General features: G+C 70.5%; 11 protein-coding genes and 1 pseudogene. 4 read left to right on the top strand and 8 right to left on the bottom strand.

Annotation, left to right across the window (positions count from 1 at the left end; translation table 11 throughout):
* Positions 1-105 precede the first annotated feature (105 nt).
* Positions 106-1,266: an LCP family protein gene (locus tag DB30_RS23765; protein WP_052552879.1), complete on the bottom strand. Its 1,161-nt coding sequence runs from the start codon at positions 1,264-1,266 to the stop codon at positions 106-108.
* 200 nt (positions 1,267-1,466) lie between these two features.
* On the opposite strand from DB30_RS23765, the pseudogene selD reads away from it, so the two are divergent.
* Positions 1,467-2,504: pseudogene (gene selD, locus DB30_RS23770) on the top strand (selenide, water dikinase SelD); the annotation flags it as partial.
* 435 nt (positions 2,505-2,939) lie between these two features.
* Here the strand turns inward: selD and DB30_RS23775 are convergent.
* The 3 genes from DB30_RS23775 to DB30_RS23785 form a co-directional block, all read right to left on the bottom strand.
* Positions 2,940-3,734 carry an N-acetylmuramoyl-L-alanine amidase family protein gene (locus tag DB30_RS23775; RefSeq protein WP_052552885.1) on the bottom strand — a complete coding sequence of 265 codons (795 nt, stop codon included), beginning with the start codon at positions 3,732-3,734 and terminating at the stop codon, positions 2,940-2,942.
* Positions 3,735-3,815: 81 nt separating this feature from the next.
* On the bottom strand, positions 3,816-6,827 hold the full coding sequence (locus DB30_RS23780) for a carboxypeptidase regulatory-like domain-containing protein (protein WP_146660326.1): 3,012 nt from the start codon (positions 6,825-6,827) through the stop codon (positions 3,816-3,818).
* Between the two features lie 314 nt (positions 6,828-7,141).
* The gene (locus DB30_RS23785) at positions 7,142-7,285 is read right to left on the bottom strand and encodes a hypothetical protein (protein WP_153258395.1); all 144 of its coding nucleotides are present in this window, start codon (positions 7,283-7,285) and stop codon (positions 7,142-7,144) included.
* Between DB30_RS23785 and DB30_RS23790 the strand changes: the two genes are divergently transcribed.
* From DB30_RS23790 to DB30_RS23800, 3 genes are read left to right on the top strand one after another with little or no spacing between them, the layout of a single operon-like run.
* Complete coding sequence (locus DB30_RS23790; protein WP_052552889.1) at positions 7,275-9,239, top strand: hypothetical protein; 1,965 nt, start codon at positions 7,275-7,277, stop codon at positions 9,237-9,239. The genes DB30_RS23785 and DB30_RS23790 overlap by 11 nt on opposite strands.
* Positions 9,240-9,242: 3 nt before the next feature.
* A complete protein-coding gene (gene pabB, locus DB30_RS23795) occupies positions 9,243-10,769 on the top strand; it encodes an aminodeoxychorismate synthase component I (protein WP_052552890.1) in 1,527 nt (508 codons plus the stop codon).
* Position 10,770: 1 nt separating this feature from the next.
* The gene (locus tag DB30_RS23800) at positions 10,771-11,379 is read left to right on the top strand and encodes an anthranilate synthase component II (protein WP_052552897.1); all 609 of its coding nucleotides are present in this window, start codon (positions 10,771-10,773) and stop codon (positions 11,377-11,379) included.
* 22 nt (positions 11,380-11,401) lie between these two features.
* On the opposite strand, the gene DB30_RS23805 is transcribed toward DB30_RS23800, so the two are convergent.
* From DB30_RS23805 to DB30_RS23820, 4 genes are all read right to left on the bottom strand, one after another.
* Complete coding sequence (locus DB30_RS23805) at positions 11,402-12,223, bottom strand: hypothetical protein (protein WP_052552891.1); 822 nt, start codon at positions 12,221-12,223, stop codon at positions 11,402-11,404.
* Positions 12,213-12,794, bottom strand: coding sequence for an RNA polymerase sigma factor (locus DB30_RS23810; RefSeq protein WP_052552892.1), 582 nt, complete (start codon positions 12,792-12,794; stop codon positions 12,213-12,215). Before DB30_RS23810 ends, DB30_RS23805 begins: the two co-directional genes overlap by 11 nt.
* 68 nt (positions 12,795-12,862) lie before the next feature.
* Complete coding sequence (locus tag DB30_RS23815) at positions 12,863-13,165, bottom strand: TFIIB-type zinc ribbon-containing protein (RefSeq protein WP_052552893.1); 303 nt, start codon at positions 13,163-13,165, stop codon at positions 12,863-12,865.
* A 30-nt stretch (positions 13,166-13,195) separates the two neighbouring features.
* The coding region (locus tag DB30_RS23820; protein WP_338082209.1) for a tetratricopeptide repeat protein at positions 13,196-14,982 on the bottom strand (1,787 nt) is incomplete at its 5' end.

Here is a 14,982-nt window from a genome sequence, read left to right on the forward strand (position 1 = left end):
AATGCTCGAAGCACGCCCCAGCGCGTCGCTCGTCGTGCAGACGTCACCGCACGCCAGTGCCTGCTCACGCAGGCCGCCACATGCGCAGGGGAGCGAGTCGACGGGTCAATTCAGGGCAGCGTCTGCTGCGGGGCAACGCGCGCGCTCCCGCAGCGCGGGCAGCTCACCTTCGAACATCCGCCCAAGCGCCGCATCGAACGAGTCGCGGTCGAGCAGCAGCACGTGCTTGTTATCGGCGGCGACGTGCCTTCGCGTCATCGGATGGCGAATCGAAAACCCTCGCACCTGCGACAGCTGATTCTCCAGCGCAAACGAAGCGTAGTAGGCCGCGTCATCGGCCTCGAGATCCGTGCGCACGAACGGCGACGCCAGGGTCCACAGGCCCGACAGGCCCCGCAGCCCGCGTGCTTGCACCTTCCGCGCGAACGCCAGGATCACCGCCTGCTGCCGCTTGGTCCGATCCCGATCCCCCGTCCCATGCCGCGATCGAACGAATTGCAGGGCGGTCGCGCCGTTCATGTGAACGCGGCCGGCGTCGACGCTCATCATCACGCAGGGTTGGTCGGTCCCGTTGATCCAAAAGCAATCCATGATTGGACACTCGACGTCGACATCGACGCCGCCGAGCTCGTCGACGAGCGCCTCGAAGCCCGCGAAGTCGATGCTCGCGTAGCGATCGATCCGGATCCCGAGCTCATCGAGCAGCACCTGGCGCAGCAGCGGGAGCCCCTGCCCGGCTCCGAGCCGCACTTCGCCGATCCGCACGACCGAGCTGACCCGCGCGTGATCGCGGCCTTCTTCGTGCAAGCTGCCCAGATCCGGCAGGGCGACCCACAGGTCTCGGGGGATGCTGAATGCTGCGAGGTTGCCGTCGCGGTGGCGAAACGCGAGGACGATCATCGCGTCGGTCCGCCCGACGACCTTGTCGGTCCGATTGTCCGCCCCGAGCAGCAGCACGAACGAGACCCCATCGAGACCGGGCGGCCGCCGCGGCGGGGCCGGGGGCGGCTCGAGCACGGCCGGCGCGTCGGGGATCACGGTTCGCCGAGCGAGCACCACGCCGGGCGGTCCTTCGTCGTGAAGTTGGACGCTCAACCCCACCGGAGCCTCGGGCGCCCCCACCAGCTCACGAAACGACTTCGCGGTCGTGTGTCGCGTCGCCCCCACGTCCTCGACCAGCGCCCAAGCGAGCGCCGCCATGAGCAGCGCGACCACGGACAGCGAAGACGCGACGTAGATCAGCCCTCGCTTGCGACCTGGACTCACGGCGCGCAGACGCGTGGCCGCGCGGGCCCTATTCCGGTGCAGGGCCCGCGCGGGCGTGTGCAGCGAGCGCACCACTAAAGTAAACACCGGGCCTCGTCCCGGGCCAACGAGCGGGTACCCTGCGCCAAATGGTCGACGACAACCAAGACCCGATCCGCCTGACCGCCTACGCAAGCGGGGGTGGCTGAGCCGCCAAGCTTCGGCTCACGGACCTGGTCGAGGTCCTGGACGGGGTGCTCCCACCTGCAGCCGGGAGTGAGCGCATACTCGTTGGACCCGAGCTGTCCGACGACGCGGCCGTCGTGCGCCTGCCGACCACGGACGGATCCGAAGGACCGCGGCTGGTGCTGACGACCGACACGATCGCGCCGCTGGTCGACGAGCCCGAGGCCTTCGGCGCGATCGCGGCCGCCAACGCGATGTCAGATGTGTGGGCGATGGGAGGCCAGCCGCTGTGGGCGCTCAACTTGGTGTTCTTCCCGAATGATCAGCTGCCGCTGTCGATCCTGCGCCGGATCATGGTTGGCGCCCGGGACAAGTGCGCCGAGGCCAAGGTGTCGATCGTGGGGGGCCACACGGTCCGCAACGGTGATCTCAAATTCGGCCTCGCGGTCACGGGCATGATCGACCCCGGACAGCGGCGGGCGCTGGCCAACACCCGCGCGCTGCCAGGCCAAGTGCTGGTCCTGAGCAAGGCGCTGGGCACGGGTGTGATCGGCACCGCGATCAAGAAGCAAGCCGCGAGCCCAGCTCAGATCGCAGCCGCCACCGCGTCGATGACCCGGCTCAACGATGTGGCCGCCGCGCTCGCGTGCAAGCACGGCGCGACCGCCTGCACCGACGTGACTGGGTTTGGGTTGCTCGGGCACCTGCGCAACATCTTGCGGGGCAGCCGGCTGCGCGCGCAGATCGATCTACACCGCCTGCCGATCCTGCCCGGCGCGCTCGAGCTGCTCGCGGCCGGCCACTACCCCGGCGGCAGCAAGGCCAACCTCGAGCACGTCGAGGGCTCGCTGCTGCGCCGCTACTCCAGCAACGACGCCGACGCGGCCGCGCGCACCCGGCTCGCGGCCGACGCCCAGACCAGCGGCGGCCTGCTGGTCTCGCTGCGCGTCGAAGAGGCCGAGCGCATGCTCGAAGAGCTGCGCAGCAGCGGACACCCAGCGGCGATCATTGGCGAGCTGCTGCCGGCCAAGCCTGCGCAGATCGGCCAAGTCGAGCTGCGCAGCGGTCGATGAAGCGGACGGCGTCTCCCCCACGAGGTCGAGCGGCCAGCCACGATGAGGTTCAACGTTGGCTTCCGCGACCTCGGCCGCAGCCGACTCGAGCCGGCGAGCTAAAAAGGGGCGCGTCCCGCAGACACAGGAATTGCGCTCCGACCCCCTTCAAGTCCCCGTAGACATCCGCCGAAGCCACCCGAGCCCCCTTCTAGGGCTTCTAGGGGGCCACACATACGACCGCGAACAAACCGCCCCGAGGAGCGAAGCGACCAGACGCGAAGCGGCTGCAGTCGGCGAAGTCCCGTACCCGTCCGCCGAAGCCAAACGAGCCCCCTTGTAGGGGGCCACACATACGCCCGCGAACAAACGGCCCCGAGGAGCGAAGCGACCAGACGCGAAGCGGCTGCAGTCGGCGAAGTCTAAGGTCCATGTGGGGGTCATAACGACCAACGACTAGGTCCGTCGGGCGACTTGGTTGTAGTAGGTCAACGTCGCCTGCGCGAGCGCCTCGACCAGCTGCCGGCGTCCGCTGGCATCGAGCATCAGCGCGCTCTCGTCGGCGTGATCCAAGAACCCAACCTCGTGCAGCACGGCGGGCATGCGCGCGCCCATCAGCACGTCGAAGTTGGCTTGCCGCACGCCGCGATCCGGCCGACCGGGGAACCGCTTGGCCTGCTCGCGCTGGATCGCCTTGGCGTAGAGCGCCGCGTGCTTGCGGTTGTTGGTCATCCCGAGCTCGCGCAGCATCACGGCGATCTCGTCGTCCGCCTCGCCGCTCGGGCGGCCAGACGCCTCGTCGTTCTCGCGCTGGGCCGTGAGCGCGGCCTCCTTGCTGGAGGCGTCGACGTCGAGCAAGAAGGTCTCGAACCCGGTCTGGTCGGCGCGCGGTGAAGCGTTGCAGTGCAGGCTCAAGAACAGATCGGCCTTGCATGCATTGGCGAACCCAACCCGCTGCGAGAGGTGCAGGGTCTCGTCGGTCTCGCGGGTCAGCAGGACCTCGGCATGGGGCATCAGCTCGACGACCCGGCCGGCGAGCGACCGGGCGAGCGTCAGCGTGACTTCTTTTTCGTGGGTCCCGCCGCGATGCGCGCGACACCCGAGGTTCTCGCCGCCGTGGCCGGGATCGATGACCAGTCGAAATCCCTGCTCGATCACCGGCGTGGGGCCAGCCAGGGCACGCGCCGGGCGGAGCGCGACGGCGCCAGCGGAGACTGCGCAAAACCCGAGCAGGAAGTCACGTCGGTTCATGTCCTACATGTAAGACACTGTCGGGCAGGGTCCAAGAAATCGGTCAGAACCCTCACATGGCGCCCGTGATGGTGATGGCATCTATAGCGGCGCGGCGGCGGTGATCTTCACGCTCGCGCCTTGCTCGAGCCCAAGCGTGATCGTGGCCCCTGCCGGGACTTGGCTGAGCGTCCTGTACCGGTTGGCGTCGCCGCCGATCGCGTGCCCATCGACCGACTCGATCACCGCGCCAACCTCGAGCCCCGCCGCGGCCGCCGGGCCCCCGGGCCGCACCAGCGCGACCACGATCTTGCTGTCCTCGGGCGCCGCCGAGGGGTCAGGCTCGACGATCGTGTAGCCGAGCTCGCCCGGCTGTTTGCCACGCTCGACCCGTCGCGCGATCGCTTCGATGTCGCCGATGTCCTGAACCGCGGGGGTCGGTTGGATCTCGCGGACGGTAAACGCGAAGTCGTAGGGCTTGTCGGCGCCGCCAGTGCGCAGCCGCGCGATGATCCGGGTGCGGCCGCTGGGCACCTCGGGCAGCTCGAAGCGGCCGTCGGCGTCCGTCACGTTGGCCGCGTCGCCGCCCAGATCGCCGACTCGCAGGCGCCGGCGGCCGCCGCCGGGCCCAGCGGCGTTGACCTCGAACCCGGCGATACCCTCGCGGGTGTCGAGATCGATGATCCGCCCACGGATCGTGACGCGGCTCTCGAGCTCGAGCACCAGGTCGTCGCGCTGCTCCCCCTCGCCGAGCACGACCTCGAGCTCGGTCGTGCCGGCGCTCGAGCTGGCCGAGAGCGAGTAGCTGCCGGGCGGGAGCTCGCGCAGGGCCCAGACACCGTTGGTTCGGAAGAACTCGTCGCCGATCGAGATGCCCTGCTCGGGATCCCGCGCGACCACGCGAAAGCGCTCGGGCGCGGGGTTGCCCGGGTCGACGACGGTGCCGCCCAGCGATCCGGTCGTGGCGATCACCAGCTCGACGTCGGCCCCAATTGCGACCTCTTCGAGGGAGGCTTCGCCGCCGCCCTTGCGATGGGCGCGGACCAGGAACACGCCGTCGGGCAGCTCGTCGAGCTCGAAGCGTCCGTCTTGATCGGTGAGCACGGGCTTGCGACCCCAGCTCCAGCGCATCGCCTGGCGGGAGCTGCGGGCGCTGGCGCCAGCGCGATCCGACATGCGCTCGGCGTCGACGAAGGCGTCGGCGACCGGGCTGCCGTGCTCGTCGACGACGGCGCCACGGATCACCCCAGCTTGGGTCTCGACGATCAGGTCGAGCTCGACGGTCTCGTTGGCGACGACCTCGATGACCTGACCTTGCGGGTCGTCGTCGGTGGTCCCGGGCGCGCGCAGGCCCGAGCGGGGGGTGGGGCTGACGCGGGTCGGGCCCGGCTGCAGCGCCTGAAACGCGAACGCGCCGGCGTCGTCGGTCTGGGCGCTCTGACCCCGCGCGGCCCCGACCGGCGCGGCGGCGACCCAGACCCCCGCGACGCCCTGCCCCCGCTCGTCGAGCAGGTGTCCGCGCAGCTGCCCGACCGCCGGCAACACCAGGCGCAGGTCGTTGACGTCGGCGCCCGCGAGCAGCTCGACGGGGATCGGATCGGGACCCGGGCGACCGGACCGGCTGGAGAGGCTGACCTCGTAGCGCCCTGGCAGCAGCCCCGTCAGCTCGAAGTGCCCGGCCTCGTCGCTGCGGCTGGCGTCGTCGGTCTTACGCCCGCGCGCGTCGTCACCAGCGAGCAGCGCGTTGGCGGCGATCGAGATGTCGGCGACCGGCGAGCCAGCGTCGTCAACGACCTCTCCCCGGATCGCCAGGCCCTCGCGGACTGTCCAGCTGAGCCCGGTCAAGCTCGCGTCGACCAGCTCGATCGCCGGGTAGCTGTCTTCGGTGATGTAGCCGTCGCAGCGCACCTCAACCTGGTACACGCCCGGCAGCACCCCACGCAGCTCGGCCACGCCCTCGTCGTCGAGCCGGTCCCGGCCGTGTGTCCGTTGATCGGCCCGCAGCAAGATGCTGCCGTCGGGACAGGGGCGGCCCTCGCCGCCAGCGATGCTCACGGTCCCGCTCACCAGGAACGCCGGGTGCACGAGGATCTGCACCGGATCGGAGGTCTCACCGAGCCCGAGGTTCACTTGCTCGGCGGCCTCGCCATACAGCTCGTCTGCCTGGGCGATCGGCTTGTAGGTGCCGGGCTCGAGTCGATCGAGCCGATACCAGCCGTCGTCGTCGGTCCGGGTGCTGTGGTCGCTCTGGCCCATGCGACGGCCGGAGACGCGAACGGTCACGTCGGAGACGGGCTGCTTGGTCTGGGCGTGGATCACCTGGCCAACGAGGACCGATTCGGGCGTCAGGAACACCTCGATCAGGGCCCCGGGCGCGACACCTGGCACGTCGCCGTCGGCGTAGCCTTCGGACCTGGCGAGGATCGACAGTGAGCCCGGGGCGGCCCACAGCTCGAACCGGCCGTCGTCGCCCGTGCGCGTGACGGCGAGGCCCGCCGCCATGATCCCACGGGGGCGGCCGATCACCACCGCGCCCTCGATCTCACCGCCCGTGATGTCTCGGACCACGCCTTTGACCAACACCCCGCCTGGCTGCAGCAACAGGTCGATGTCGACCGCCTCGCCGCCCGGGGTCAGCCGGACCTCGTCGCGCAGCTGGCCGGTGTCGTCGCGGGTCTGCCAGCGCGCGGGCTTGAACGTGGGCGCGCTGGCCTCGATGTTGGTCGGCACCGGCCACAGACCGTCGAGGCGGTAGTGCCCGTCGGCTTCGGTGGTCGTGCAGCGCGGCTGTCCGTCGCCGAGCCCGCGCAGCGCGTCGCGAACCGCGTCGCGAACCGCGAACCCGCACACCTGCGCGTTGGCGATCGGCTGGCCCGCCGGATCACGAACCACCCCGCGGATCGAAGCCTTGGCCGCGAGCTGCAGGTCAGCGCGCTCGCGCTTGCCCGGCGCTTTGATCACATCGCCCGCGTCGACCACGGTGGTCGCGCCTGGTCCGCCTGGCTCGAGCGCGGGCGCGTTGGACTTGTAGAGCTTCCAGCCCAGCAGCAGCGCGACGACGAGAATGGCGAAACCGCCGAACGACAGGGCAAGCGTACGGTTTGGACTGGGCATGGCGCGATGGCGCGACCGGGTCGCGCGCGCCAAGTCTACCTGGCGCGCCTCGAGATCGCGCTGACTGCTCGAACCAGGGCCGTCACGGGCGAGCGTCGGGCCGCGTGGGGCTGCTCGGGCGGATCAGCTGGCGGTCGGCGGCGGGATCCTGTTGTTCGAGCGCCCGACTGCGTTCGAGGTCGGCGCGCCCACTTCGGGCCCGCGCGTGCACGAGTCTCGGCTCGGTCGAGGCTCGTCCTTCGAGCGAGCTGTCGAGGGGGATACGGCCAGACTCGCGCGGCGCTGCGTCGCTAGCGTTGGCTCGCAAAGGGCTGCTAGACTCCGCGCCCACGCCAAGCCGTGGACCCTGCGAGCCCCTGGGTGACCACGAACAACGCCAGCCCAACGCCCAGTTCGACCTCGAGCGAGGCCGTCCCCCCCGCACGATCCTGGTGGGACATCGCAGCGGTGGCGCTCACGGCCGGGCTCCTGCAGATCATCGCCAGCATCGTGCTTGGGCTGGCGCGGCTCGATCGCTTCACCGCTGCCGCGAACGAGGGCCCATACACCTACTTGGTCGCGGCCGCGCTGGTCGCTGCAGGGGCCTTCTCGATCTGGACGGTCCGCGCCCGCCCGCCGGTCGCGTTGGTCCTCGCTGCGGTGTGGCCGATCGGCCTGTGGTACGGGCTGCGTCCGCACACGACCAGCCTGGGGCTGGCCTACCACGGCGAGTTCATCCTCCATCACTTCTCGGCGCTCTTGTGCCTGGTCCTGGCGATCGCGGTCCCGCTTGGCTGGGCTCGCGACCCGCGCTTGGGCAAGCTGCGCTTCGCCCCCGTCGCGTTCGCGCTGCCCGGCGCCTTGCTGCTCGCGGCCGCGCACCTCGGTCGGATCCCGCTCGGCCCGGCGTGGCTGGCCCACAGCACCCTCGCCACAACCGGCGCGGCGCTGCTGCTCGTCGCCTGGCCCGTGGCGGCGGGGTTGTTCTGGCCCAAGCTTGGTCCCGCGCAGCGCCGCCCGATCGTGTTCGTGCTCGCGCTGCCGCTGGTGGTGCGGGTCGGCTTCGCGGGCTGGGGCGGACTCGCGGGCGAGCTCGTCGGTCCCCACGCGGTCGTGTGGGTCGGGGCGGCGATCGTGGTCACGGCGATCTTCACCCTGTTGCTGCTGCGCCCGCGCCTCGAGCTGTGGGTGATGGTCGTCGTCGCGCTGATCTGCCTGCTCGGCAGCGCGTTCTTCTACTTCCTGTACGAGCGCGGCTTCGGCGAACTCGAAGACGGCCTGGGCGGGCTGCTGCAGTCGCTGTTCGGGTTTCAGGTCCCCTACCCCTCCTATGTAAACGATCTGCGCTCCGCCGGCCTGATGATGGGCCTGTTCTTCATGTTCGTGACGGTCTACGCGTCGCTGGTCTCGACCGAAGATCGCGTGCGTGGCATCGCGCTGGGCCTGATGCTGGTCGCGGGTCTGGGGTTCTCGAGCCCGCACCTGGTCATGATGTTTGGGGTCGGCGCGCTGCTGATCGTCGAGGGCATGTTGCCGGGGGCGCCGCACCGCGAGCTGTCACCGTCGCTTTCACAGAGCCTGGCGGAGATCGAGGCTGACTTGGACGCGTCGGGTGACGATCTGCAAGGCGAACACTCGAGCGGCGGGCTCGCCCAGGTCCGCGAGGCCGTCAACGGGCTCGCGCAGCGCCACGGTCTCGAGCCGCCCACGCTGGTGCAGACTGGTCAGGGCGCGCACATGCTCAGCCTGCGGGGCCCCGTTGGTGGGCCGCTGCTGGATCTGCGCGCCCGCGTCGAACCAAAGTCGACCCGCGTCGAGATCAGCGTGGGGCTGCCCGGCCGCGGTGAGCCCGTGTTCGAGCTGATCCCCGATCCCGGCAAGCGCGGCACCCGTCCGGCCCACCTGCTGGCCCGCAGCCACCGCATCCACGGCGAGCCGCGTGGGCTCGAAGCGTTTGGCGACGCGCCCCTCGACGCTCTGACCTGCTTCCCGACCGCGTACCTGCGCGCGTGGGATGGCGGCGTGCAGGTTGATCTGGGTCGCGAGCTGATGAGCCTGCGCGTGGATCAGGTGGACGCGCTGGTCCGCAGCCTGGCGCGCGCGCTCCGGCCTGACGATGAATTGGGCGACGAGCCTGACGACGAATTGGGCGACGAATTGGGCGACGAATTGGGCGACGATGCCGAGTCGGCCAACGACGAGCCGGGCGACAAGCCTGACGACGAACGGGTCGACGGGCCGGGCGACGAACGGGTCGACGGGCCGGGCGACGAACCGGTGGACGGGCCCGGCGACGAACCGGGCGACGGGCCCGCGGACGACGTCGCGGCCGCCGATCGCGACCCCGCGGACGAACGCAAACTGGGTGACGATGCCGAGTCGGCCAACGGCGAGCTCGCCGATGACCGCGTTGGCGACCCCACTGACGGATGACGCGTGACGGCGCTGCACCGTAGCTTGCGCGTCGCCGAGGTCGAGCCCTTCTCGCCCCACGATCTCGCGGCGTCCTGCGATCACCACCGCTACGCCGCGCTGCTCGAGAACCCCGGCACGCCGTCGGAGCTGGGCCGCTACGCCTACTTTTGCACCGATCCATTCTGGGTGTTTCGCAGCAAGCGAGGGCGCTGCTGGTCGGGGCCGCCCGACGCCGTCGCCGAGGTCGATCGCGCGCCGCTCGACGAGCTCGCCCGCCTGCTCGAGCGCGATCGGGCCGGCGTGCGCCTGCGACCCACCACCGGCGACGACCCGCTCCCCCCGTTTGTCGGCGGGGCGGTCGGCTACCTCGGCTACGAGCTTCTGTACCTGATCGAGGACATCCCCGATCTCGGCCGCGATGATCTCGAGCTGCCCGACGCCTACTTGTTGTTCTGCAAGCTGGTGTACGCCAGCGATCGGCTGACCGGGCGCAGCTGGGTGTTCGCGACCGGCCTCGGCCACACGCCCGAGGCCGCGGCCGACGAAGCGCAGACCCTGCTCGACGAGGGCCGCGCGCGCGTGGCCAGCCTCGATCCCGCGCGCTCACGCGAGCGCGGCGTGGCGGACCTGCGCGCGCTCGCTGCCGCCGCGCGCGATCGCGAGCCTCGCCTGCTCGAGGCCCATCTGCACGCACGCGGGATCACGCCAACGATCGATCGCGCCGGCTACCTAGACTCGATCGAGCACATCAAGCAGCAGATCCTGTGCGGCAACGCGTTCGAGGTGTGCCTGACCCAGCGCTTCGATCTGCGCCTCCCCACCCGCGTCCGCGAGCTCTACGAGGTGCTGCGGGCGATCAACCCAGCGCCCATGAGCGCGTACCTGCGCTTCCCCGAGGCCGAGCTGCTGTCGGCCTCGCCCGAGCGCTTCGTCAGCCTCGATCGCGCGGGCGTGGTCGAGACCCGACCGATCAAGGGCACGCGTCCGCGCGGGCGCAGCCCGGCCGAGGACCAGGCGCTGCGCGACGATCTGCTTGGCGCCGCCAAGGACCGGGCGGAGAACCTGATGATCGTGGATCTGTGCCGCAACGATCTGGGCAAGGTCTGCGAGTTCGGCAGCGTCCGCGTCGACGAGCTGTGCAGCGTGCAGCCCTACGAATTCACCTGGCAGATGGTCTCTACGATCCACGGCCAGCTGCGCGCGGGGCTCGGTCCCGTCGAGCTGCTGCGCGCCTGCTTCCCCGGCGGCTCGATGACTGGCGCGCCCAAGATCGAGGCCATGAAGATCATCGATCGGCTCGAGCCGACCAAGCGCGGGGTGTTCTCGGGGGCGATCGGCTACTTCGACTTCGACGGCTCGCTGGATCTGAGCATCGTGATCCGCACCCTCATCAAGACCGGCGAGCTGCTGACCTTCAACGTGGGCGGCGCGATCGTGGCCGACTCGGACCCCGACGAGGAGTACCAAGAGACCCTCGACAAGGCCCACGCGCTGGTCCTGGCGATTGATCTGGTCCGCGCTGAAGCCCACGCCCGAGGAGATCGCTGAGATGCCCGCGCGCGCAGCCGATCGCCGCTACCGCCTGGTGATCATCGATAACTACGACTCGTTCGCCTACAACATCTATCAGCTGCTTGGCGAGCTGACCGGCTGCGCGGCCAAGGTCGTTCGCAATGATCGGATCTCGCTCGCCGAGCTCGAGGCCGAGCAGCCGACCCACTTGTTGATCTCTCCGGGTCCCGGCAACCCCGAGGACCCCGCCTACTTCGGCGTGTGTCGGGCGGCCATTCACGCGCTCGGGGCCCGACGCGTGCCGATCCTCGGGGTCTGCCTGGGGCATCAAGGCATCGGCGCTGCGTTCGGTGCCAAGGTGACTCGATCGCCGCAGGTGATGCACGGCAAGCAGAGCGAGGTCGAGCATGGCGGCGTCGGCCTGTTCGCGGGCCTGCCCTCGCCGCTGACGGTCATGCGCTACCACTCGCTGATGCTCGACGAGGCCAGCTTGCCGGCGCAGCTGCAGGTCACCAGCCGGACCCCCGACGGGCTGTGCATGAGCATCGCGCACCGCTCGCTGCCGATCGCGGGCGTGCAGTTTCACCCCGAGTCGATCGGCACCGAGCACGGCGCGGCGCTCGTGCGAAACTTCTTGAGCTGGTGAAGCGCCGCGGCCGGCTGCGGCACTAGTCGAGGCTGGCGGGATCCATCACAGGTGGGTCGTGCTCGTGCCCGTCGGCCTGGAAGCCGCGGCGCTCGATCTGCACCTCGACCTCGCGCTGTCCATCTTCACGATCGCGCACCTCGACCACGACCTCGTCGTCCTCGAAGCCCTGCGCCTGCAGCTCGAGCAGCAGCTGCGCGCGCGCCTGTTCGACGTCAACCTCGCGCAGCGACAGGCTGAACGCCCGGTTGGCCAAGCGGCGCGCCCAGATCGTCTCGATCTCGCCCTCGAGCGGGGTCTCGATGATCTCGGCGCCCTCGAGCTCCGGGAATTGCTCGCGCAGCTCGAGCTCGATCTCACCGAGCGCGAGCTCGTGATCCCACAAGCGGATCATCATGACGAACTGCGGGCCGGACCCAGCGCCCACGACCTCGCGCATGAGCACGTCGACCTCCGCGGCGTTGCTGCGCGCTTGTACGTAGTTGGCGATCTCTTGGGCCGAGTCTAGCTCGCCCGCCGCCACGCGGATCTCCACGCTGATGCCAAGCGGAATCTCGTAAGAGGTTGGCAGCACACACGCGCCAACGATCGCCATCAGCATCGCCGCGAGCGCGACCGCGAGGCGGTGCCGGCCGAACACCCCAAGCACGCCGAGCAAGCTGGCCCCGCGCCCCGACGCGGCGCGCTGTCCCGCGTCGGGCCGGGCGTTTGCGTAGCGCTGGCTCCACGCCGCGAGCGCTTCGGCCTCGCGGGCGTCTGCTGCCTCGCCGTGGGCGGGTGACGGCTCGATCCGCGGGGCATGAAGCTCGCGCAGTCGGGCCTCGATCAACGGTTCAGAGCGCATGGGAGACCTCCGGGTTTTGCTCGTCCTCGAGCGCGCGCGAGCGAGTCCGCAGCTCGCTGATCGCCCGCGAGATTCGCTTGCGCACCGCCGACTCGCGCAGCCCCAAGAGCTCCGCGATCTCGGCGTGGCGCAGGCCATCGCCGTAGCGCATGGCCAGCAGCTGGCGGGTCTGCTCGGGGCACTCGGCCAGGATTTCGCGGATCTGCCGGGTCCGCTCGTCGGCGATCAGGTGATCGAGCGGCCCCGTCGTCTCGCGCAGCCCATCCGCGATGGCCTCGAGCGCGACCGGGCTCTTGCGGGTGCGGTAGTGATCGATGACCGCGTTGCGGGCGATCCGCAGGACCCACGCGCGGACGCTCCCGCGGCTTGGATCAAACCCGCCAAGGTGCTCGACCACCCGCCGAAACACCTCGGCGACGAGCTCCTCGGCGTCGGCCCGGGAGTCGACCCGCCGGGCGATAAACCGGGCGACCAAGGGATGCAGCTCCCGATACAGGCGCGTGAACGCCCGGCGATCCCCAGCCACAGCCTGGCGCACGCGGCGAGCCAGCGGATCACGAACAATGAGCATGCGAGAGCCCTACGAGCGACCGCCCGATCCGTGACCGGGCGGCCCATGGGTTCTACGAAGGCCGGGCTCTACGTAGGCCGAAAGATCTTGATCATCCCGTCAAACCAGCCGGGGCGCCCCGCGAGCTGCTCGAGCTCGCCGTCATCCAAGAACACGCCTCCGCACGAGAAGCACTTGTCGACCTTGACCCCACGGAACTCGACCTCTTGCAGCTCCGCCCCGCACTTGGCGCAGCGCATCCAATGCAGCTCCTTGAGCGACGCCCGCTCATCGTCGGCGAGCTCGGCCTGCTTGGCGCGGACAGCGTCACGGCGCTTCTCCAGCTCTTGGCGAAGGATGTACTCCTCTTCGTTCTCACTCGGGCGTGTCATCGTGGCTCCTGCAGTTGAAGGGTTTGGGTCTCAGCCATCGTCCGCGGCCGGCTTTGGGTCCGGTGGGTCCGGCTGCGGGGCTGGCTCGGGATCCGGCTTGCTGGGGTTGTTCTTGGCGAGGAAAGCCTTGGCGGCGGCGTTGCCAGGGTCGACCTTCAACAGCCGCTCGTAGAGATCTGTAGCGCGCGCGGTCGCGCCGGTCTGGGCCGCCGCCTTGGCGGCCCCTCGCAGCGCGAGCTTGTTCGAGGGCGCCTGGTTGAGCGCGCGATCGAAGAACTGATTGGCCCGCCCGTTGTTGCCCTGGGCGGCGTAGCCATTGGCGAGGCACACCAACACGTCGATGTTGTTGGGCTCGCGGTCGAACGCCTTGAGCAAGGTCTTGATGCCCGTGGCCGCGTTGCCCGACGAGACCTCCTCGCAGCCGCGCTCGAGCAGGCGATCGAAGCTGTTGCCACCGCCGCCGCCGCCACCGCCGCCGCCGCCGCCGCCGCTGCTAGCGCTGCCACTGTCGCCAGGCTGGGGCGGGGGCGGAGCCTTCGCCACACCGGCCGCGTCCAGGCTGCCGGGAGCGCCGTCGGTCTCAGCCGCGCCCGCGTCGTCGCTGCCCGCGTCTGCGCCGGGTTGATCCCCAGCGAGCCGAGCGCGAATCGCCAGTCCAACGATCTGATCTTGGGCGCCCGCGAGCAGCCGCTCGGCGGTGTTGTTGGCCGCCGTGGTGTCGCCTGCCCGCAGCAGCGCCAGCGCCAGCGCGCTCTCGCCCAGGCCGCTGCGCTGGGGCAGCCCCTGCAGACCCGCGAGCAGGCCGGGGGGCACCGGCGCGTCGAGGTCCTGCCACAACACGGCAGCCCGCACGATCAGCGCCAGCTCGGGAGCGGACGCCGGCACCAGCGGGAGCACCTCGGCCTCGGCACGGCCCGCGGCCAGCCGCGCCAGCGCACGCACGCCGGCCAGGCGATCGACGTTGGTCACCCCTTCGAGCCCATCGACGAGGCGATCGCCATCTTCTTGATCTTCGCGAGCACGACGCCGGAAGTCCTCGCGCTGGGCCTCGTCGATCACCGCCGCGATCTCGTAGCCGATCGCCCGATTGAGCAGCAGATCTGCCAGCGCCAGCTTCATGGCCGCGAGCGTGGTGGGGTCGGCATCACCCGCGTCGATCGCCCGCTGCAGCCCGGCCTCGGCGTTGGCGATGTCCGCGGTGCCAAGCGCGAGCAGAGCGGCGTCGGCCGCCTTGAGCTCGGGCCGCGACGCGACGCTGCCCGGCGCGGCGCTTGGATCCGCCGCCGCGTCGCCGCCAAGCGAGAGCAGCTTCTCGCGGATCGGCGTGACCCCGAACATGATCCCGACCGCCGCCGCCACGCCGATGAACGCGACGACCCCGGGACCGATGCGGCGCCGCGGGGGCACCTCGAATGCATCGAGGGCGTCGACCTCCTCGCTCTCGTGGTCGTCGTCAAACTCGGGATCGGGCTCGGGCTCGCGGGCGGCCGCAACCCGAGCTTGCCGCGGCTCTTGCTCGGGCTCCGGCTCCGGCTCCGCAGCAGGACGCTGGCGCTCGTGGACCCGCGTCGTCGCGTCGACCTCGGGCTGCCTGCGCGCGTGGACCCGCGTCTTCGCGTCCACGCTGGGCTCCGCGCGGTCCTCGACCGACGGCACGCTGTGCGCCTCGGTTGGCTCATCGTCATCGTCATCGAGAAAGTCGAGCTGCTCGATCTCCCGCGCGATCGCCCTGGACACGGGGGCCGGGCTCTGGGGGGGCGCGCTGCGGGGCGGCGACAGGGTCTGCCGAGAGCTCTGCGGGCCCGGCCCAGCCGCCA

The sequence above is a fragment of the Enhygromyxa salina genome (genome assembly GCF_000737335.2).
GTDB classification, from domain to species: domain Bacteria; phylum Myxococcota_A; class Polyangia; order Nannocystales; family Nannocystaceae; genus Plesiocystis; species Plesiocystis salina_C.

What these genes read in the sequence shown, in the direction of transcription:
- DB30_RS23780 (WP_146660326.1), bottom strand. Translation starts at nt 6,827, where the DNA reads ATGCCCAGTCCAAACCGTACGCTTGCCCTGTCGTTCGGCGGTTTCGCC.
- DB30_RS23800 (WP_052552897.1), top strand. Translation starts at nt 10,771, where the DNA reads ATGCCCGCGCGCGCAGCCGATCGCCGCTACCGCCTGGTGATCATCGAT.
- DB30_RS23810 (WP_052552892.1), bottom strand. Translation starts at nt 12,794, where the DNA reads ATGCTCATTGTTCGTGATCCGCTGGCTCGCCGCGTGCGCCAGGCTGTG.
- DB30_RS23775 (WP_052552885.1), bottom strand. Translation starts at nt 3,734, where the DNA reads ATGAACCGACGTGACTTCCTGCTCGGGTTTTGCGCAGTCTCCGCTGGC.
- DB30_RS23805 (WP_052552891.1), bottom strand. Translation starts at nt 12,223, where the DNA reads ATGCGCTCTGAACCGTTGATCGAGGCCCGACTGCGCGAGCTTCATGCC.
- DB30_RS23815 (WP_052552893.1), bottom strand. Translation starts at nt 13,165, where the DNA reads ATGACACGCCCGAGTGAGAACGAAGAGGAGTACATCCTTCGCCAAGAG.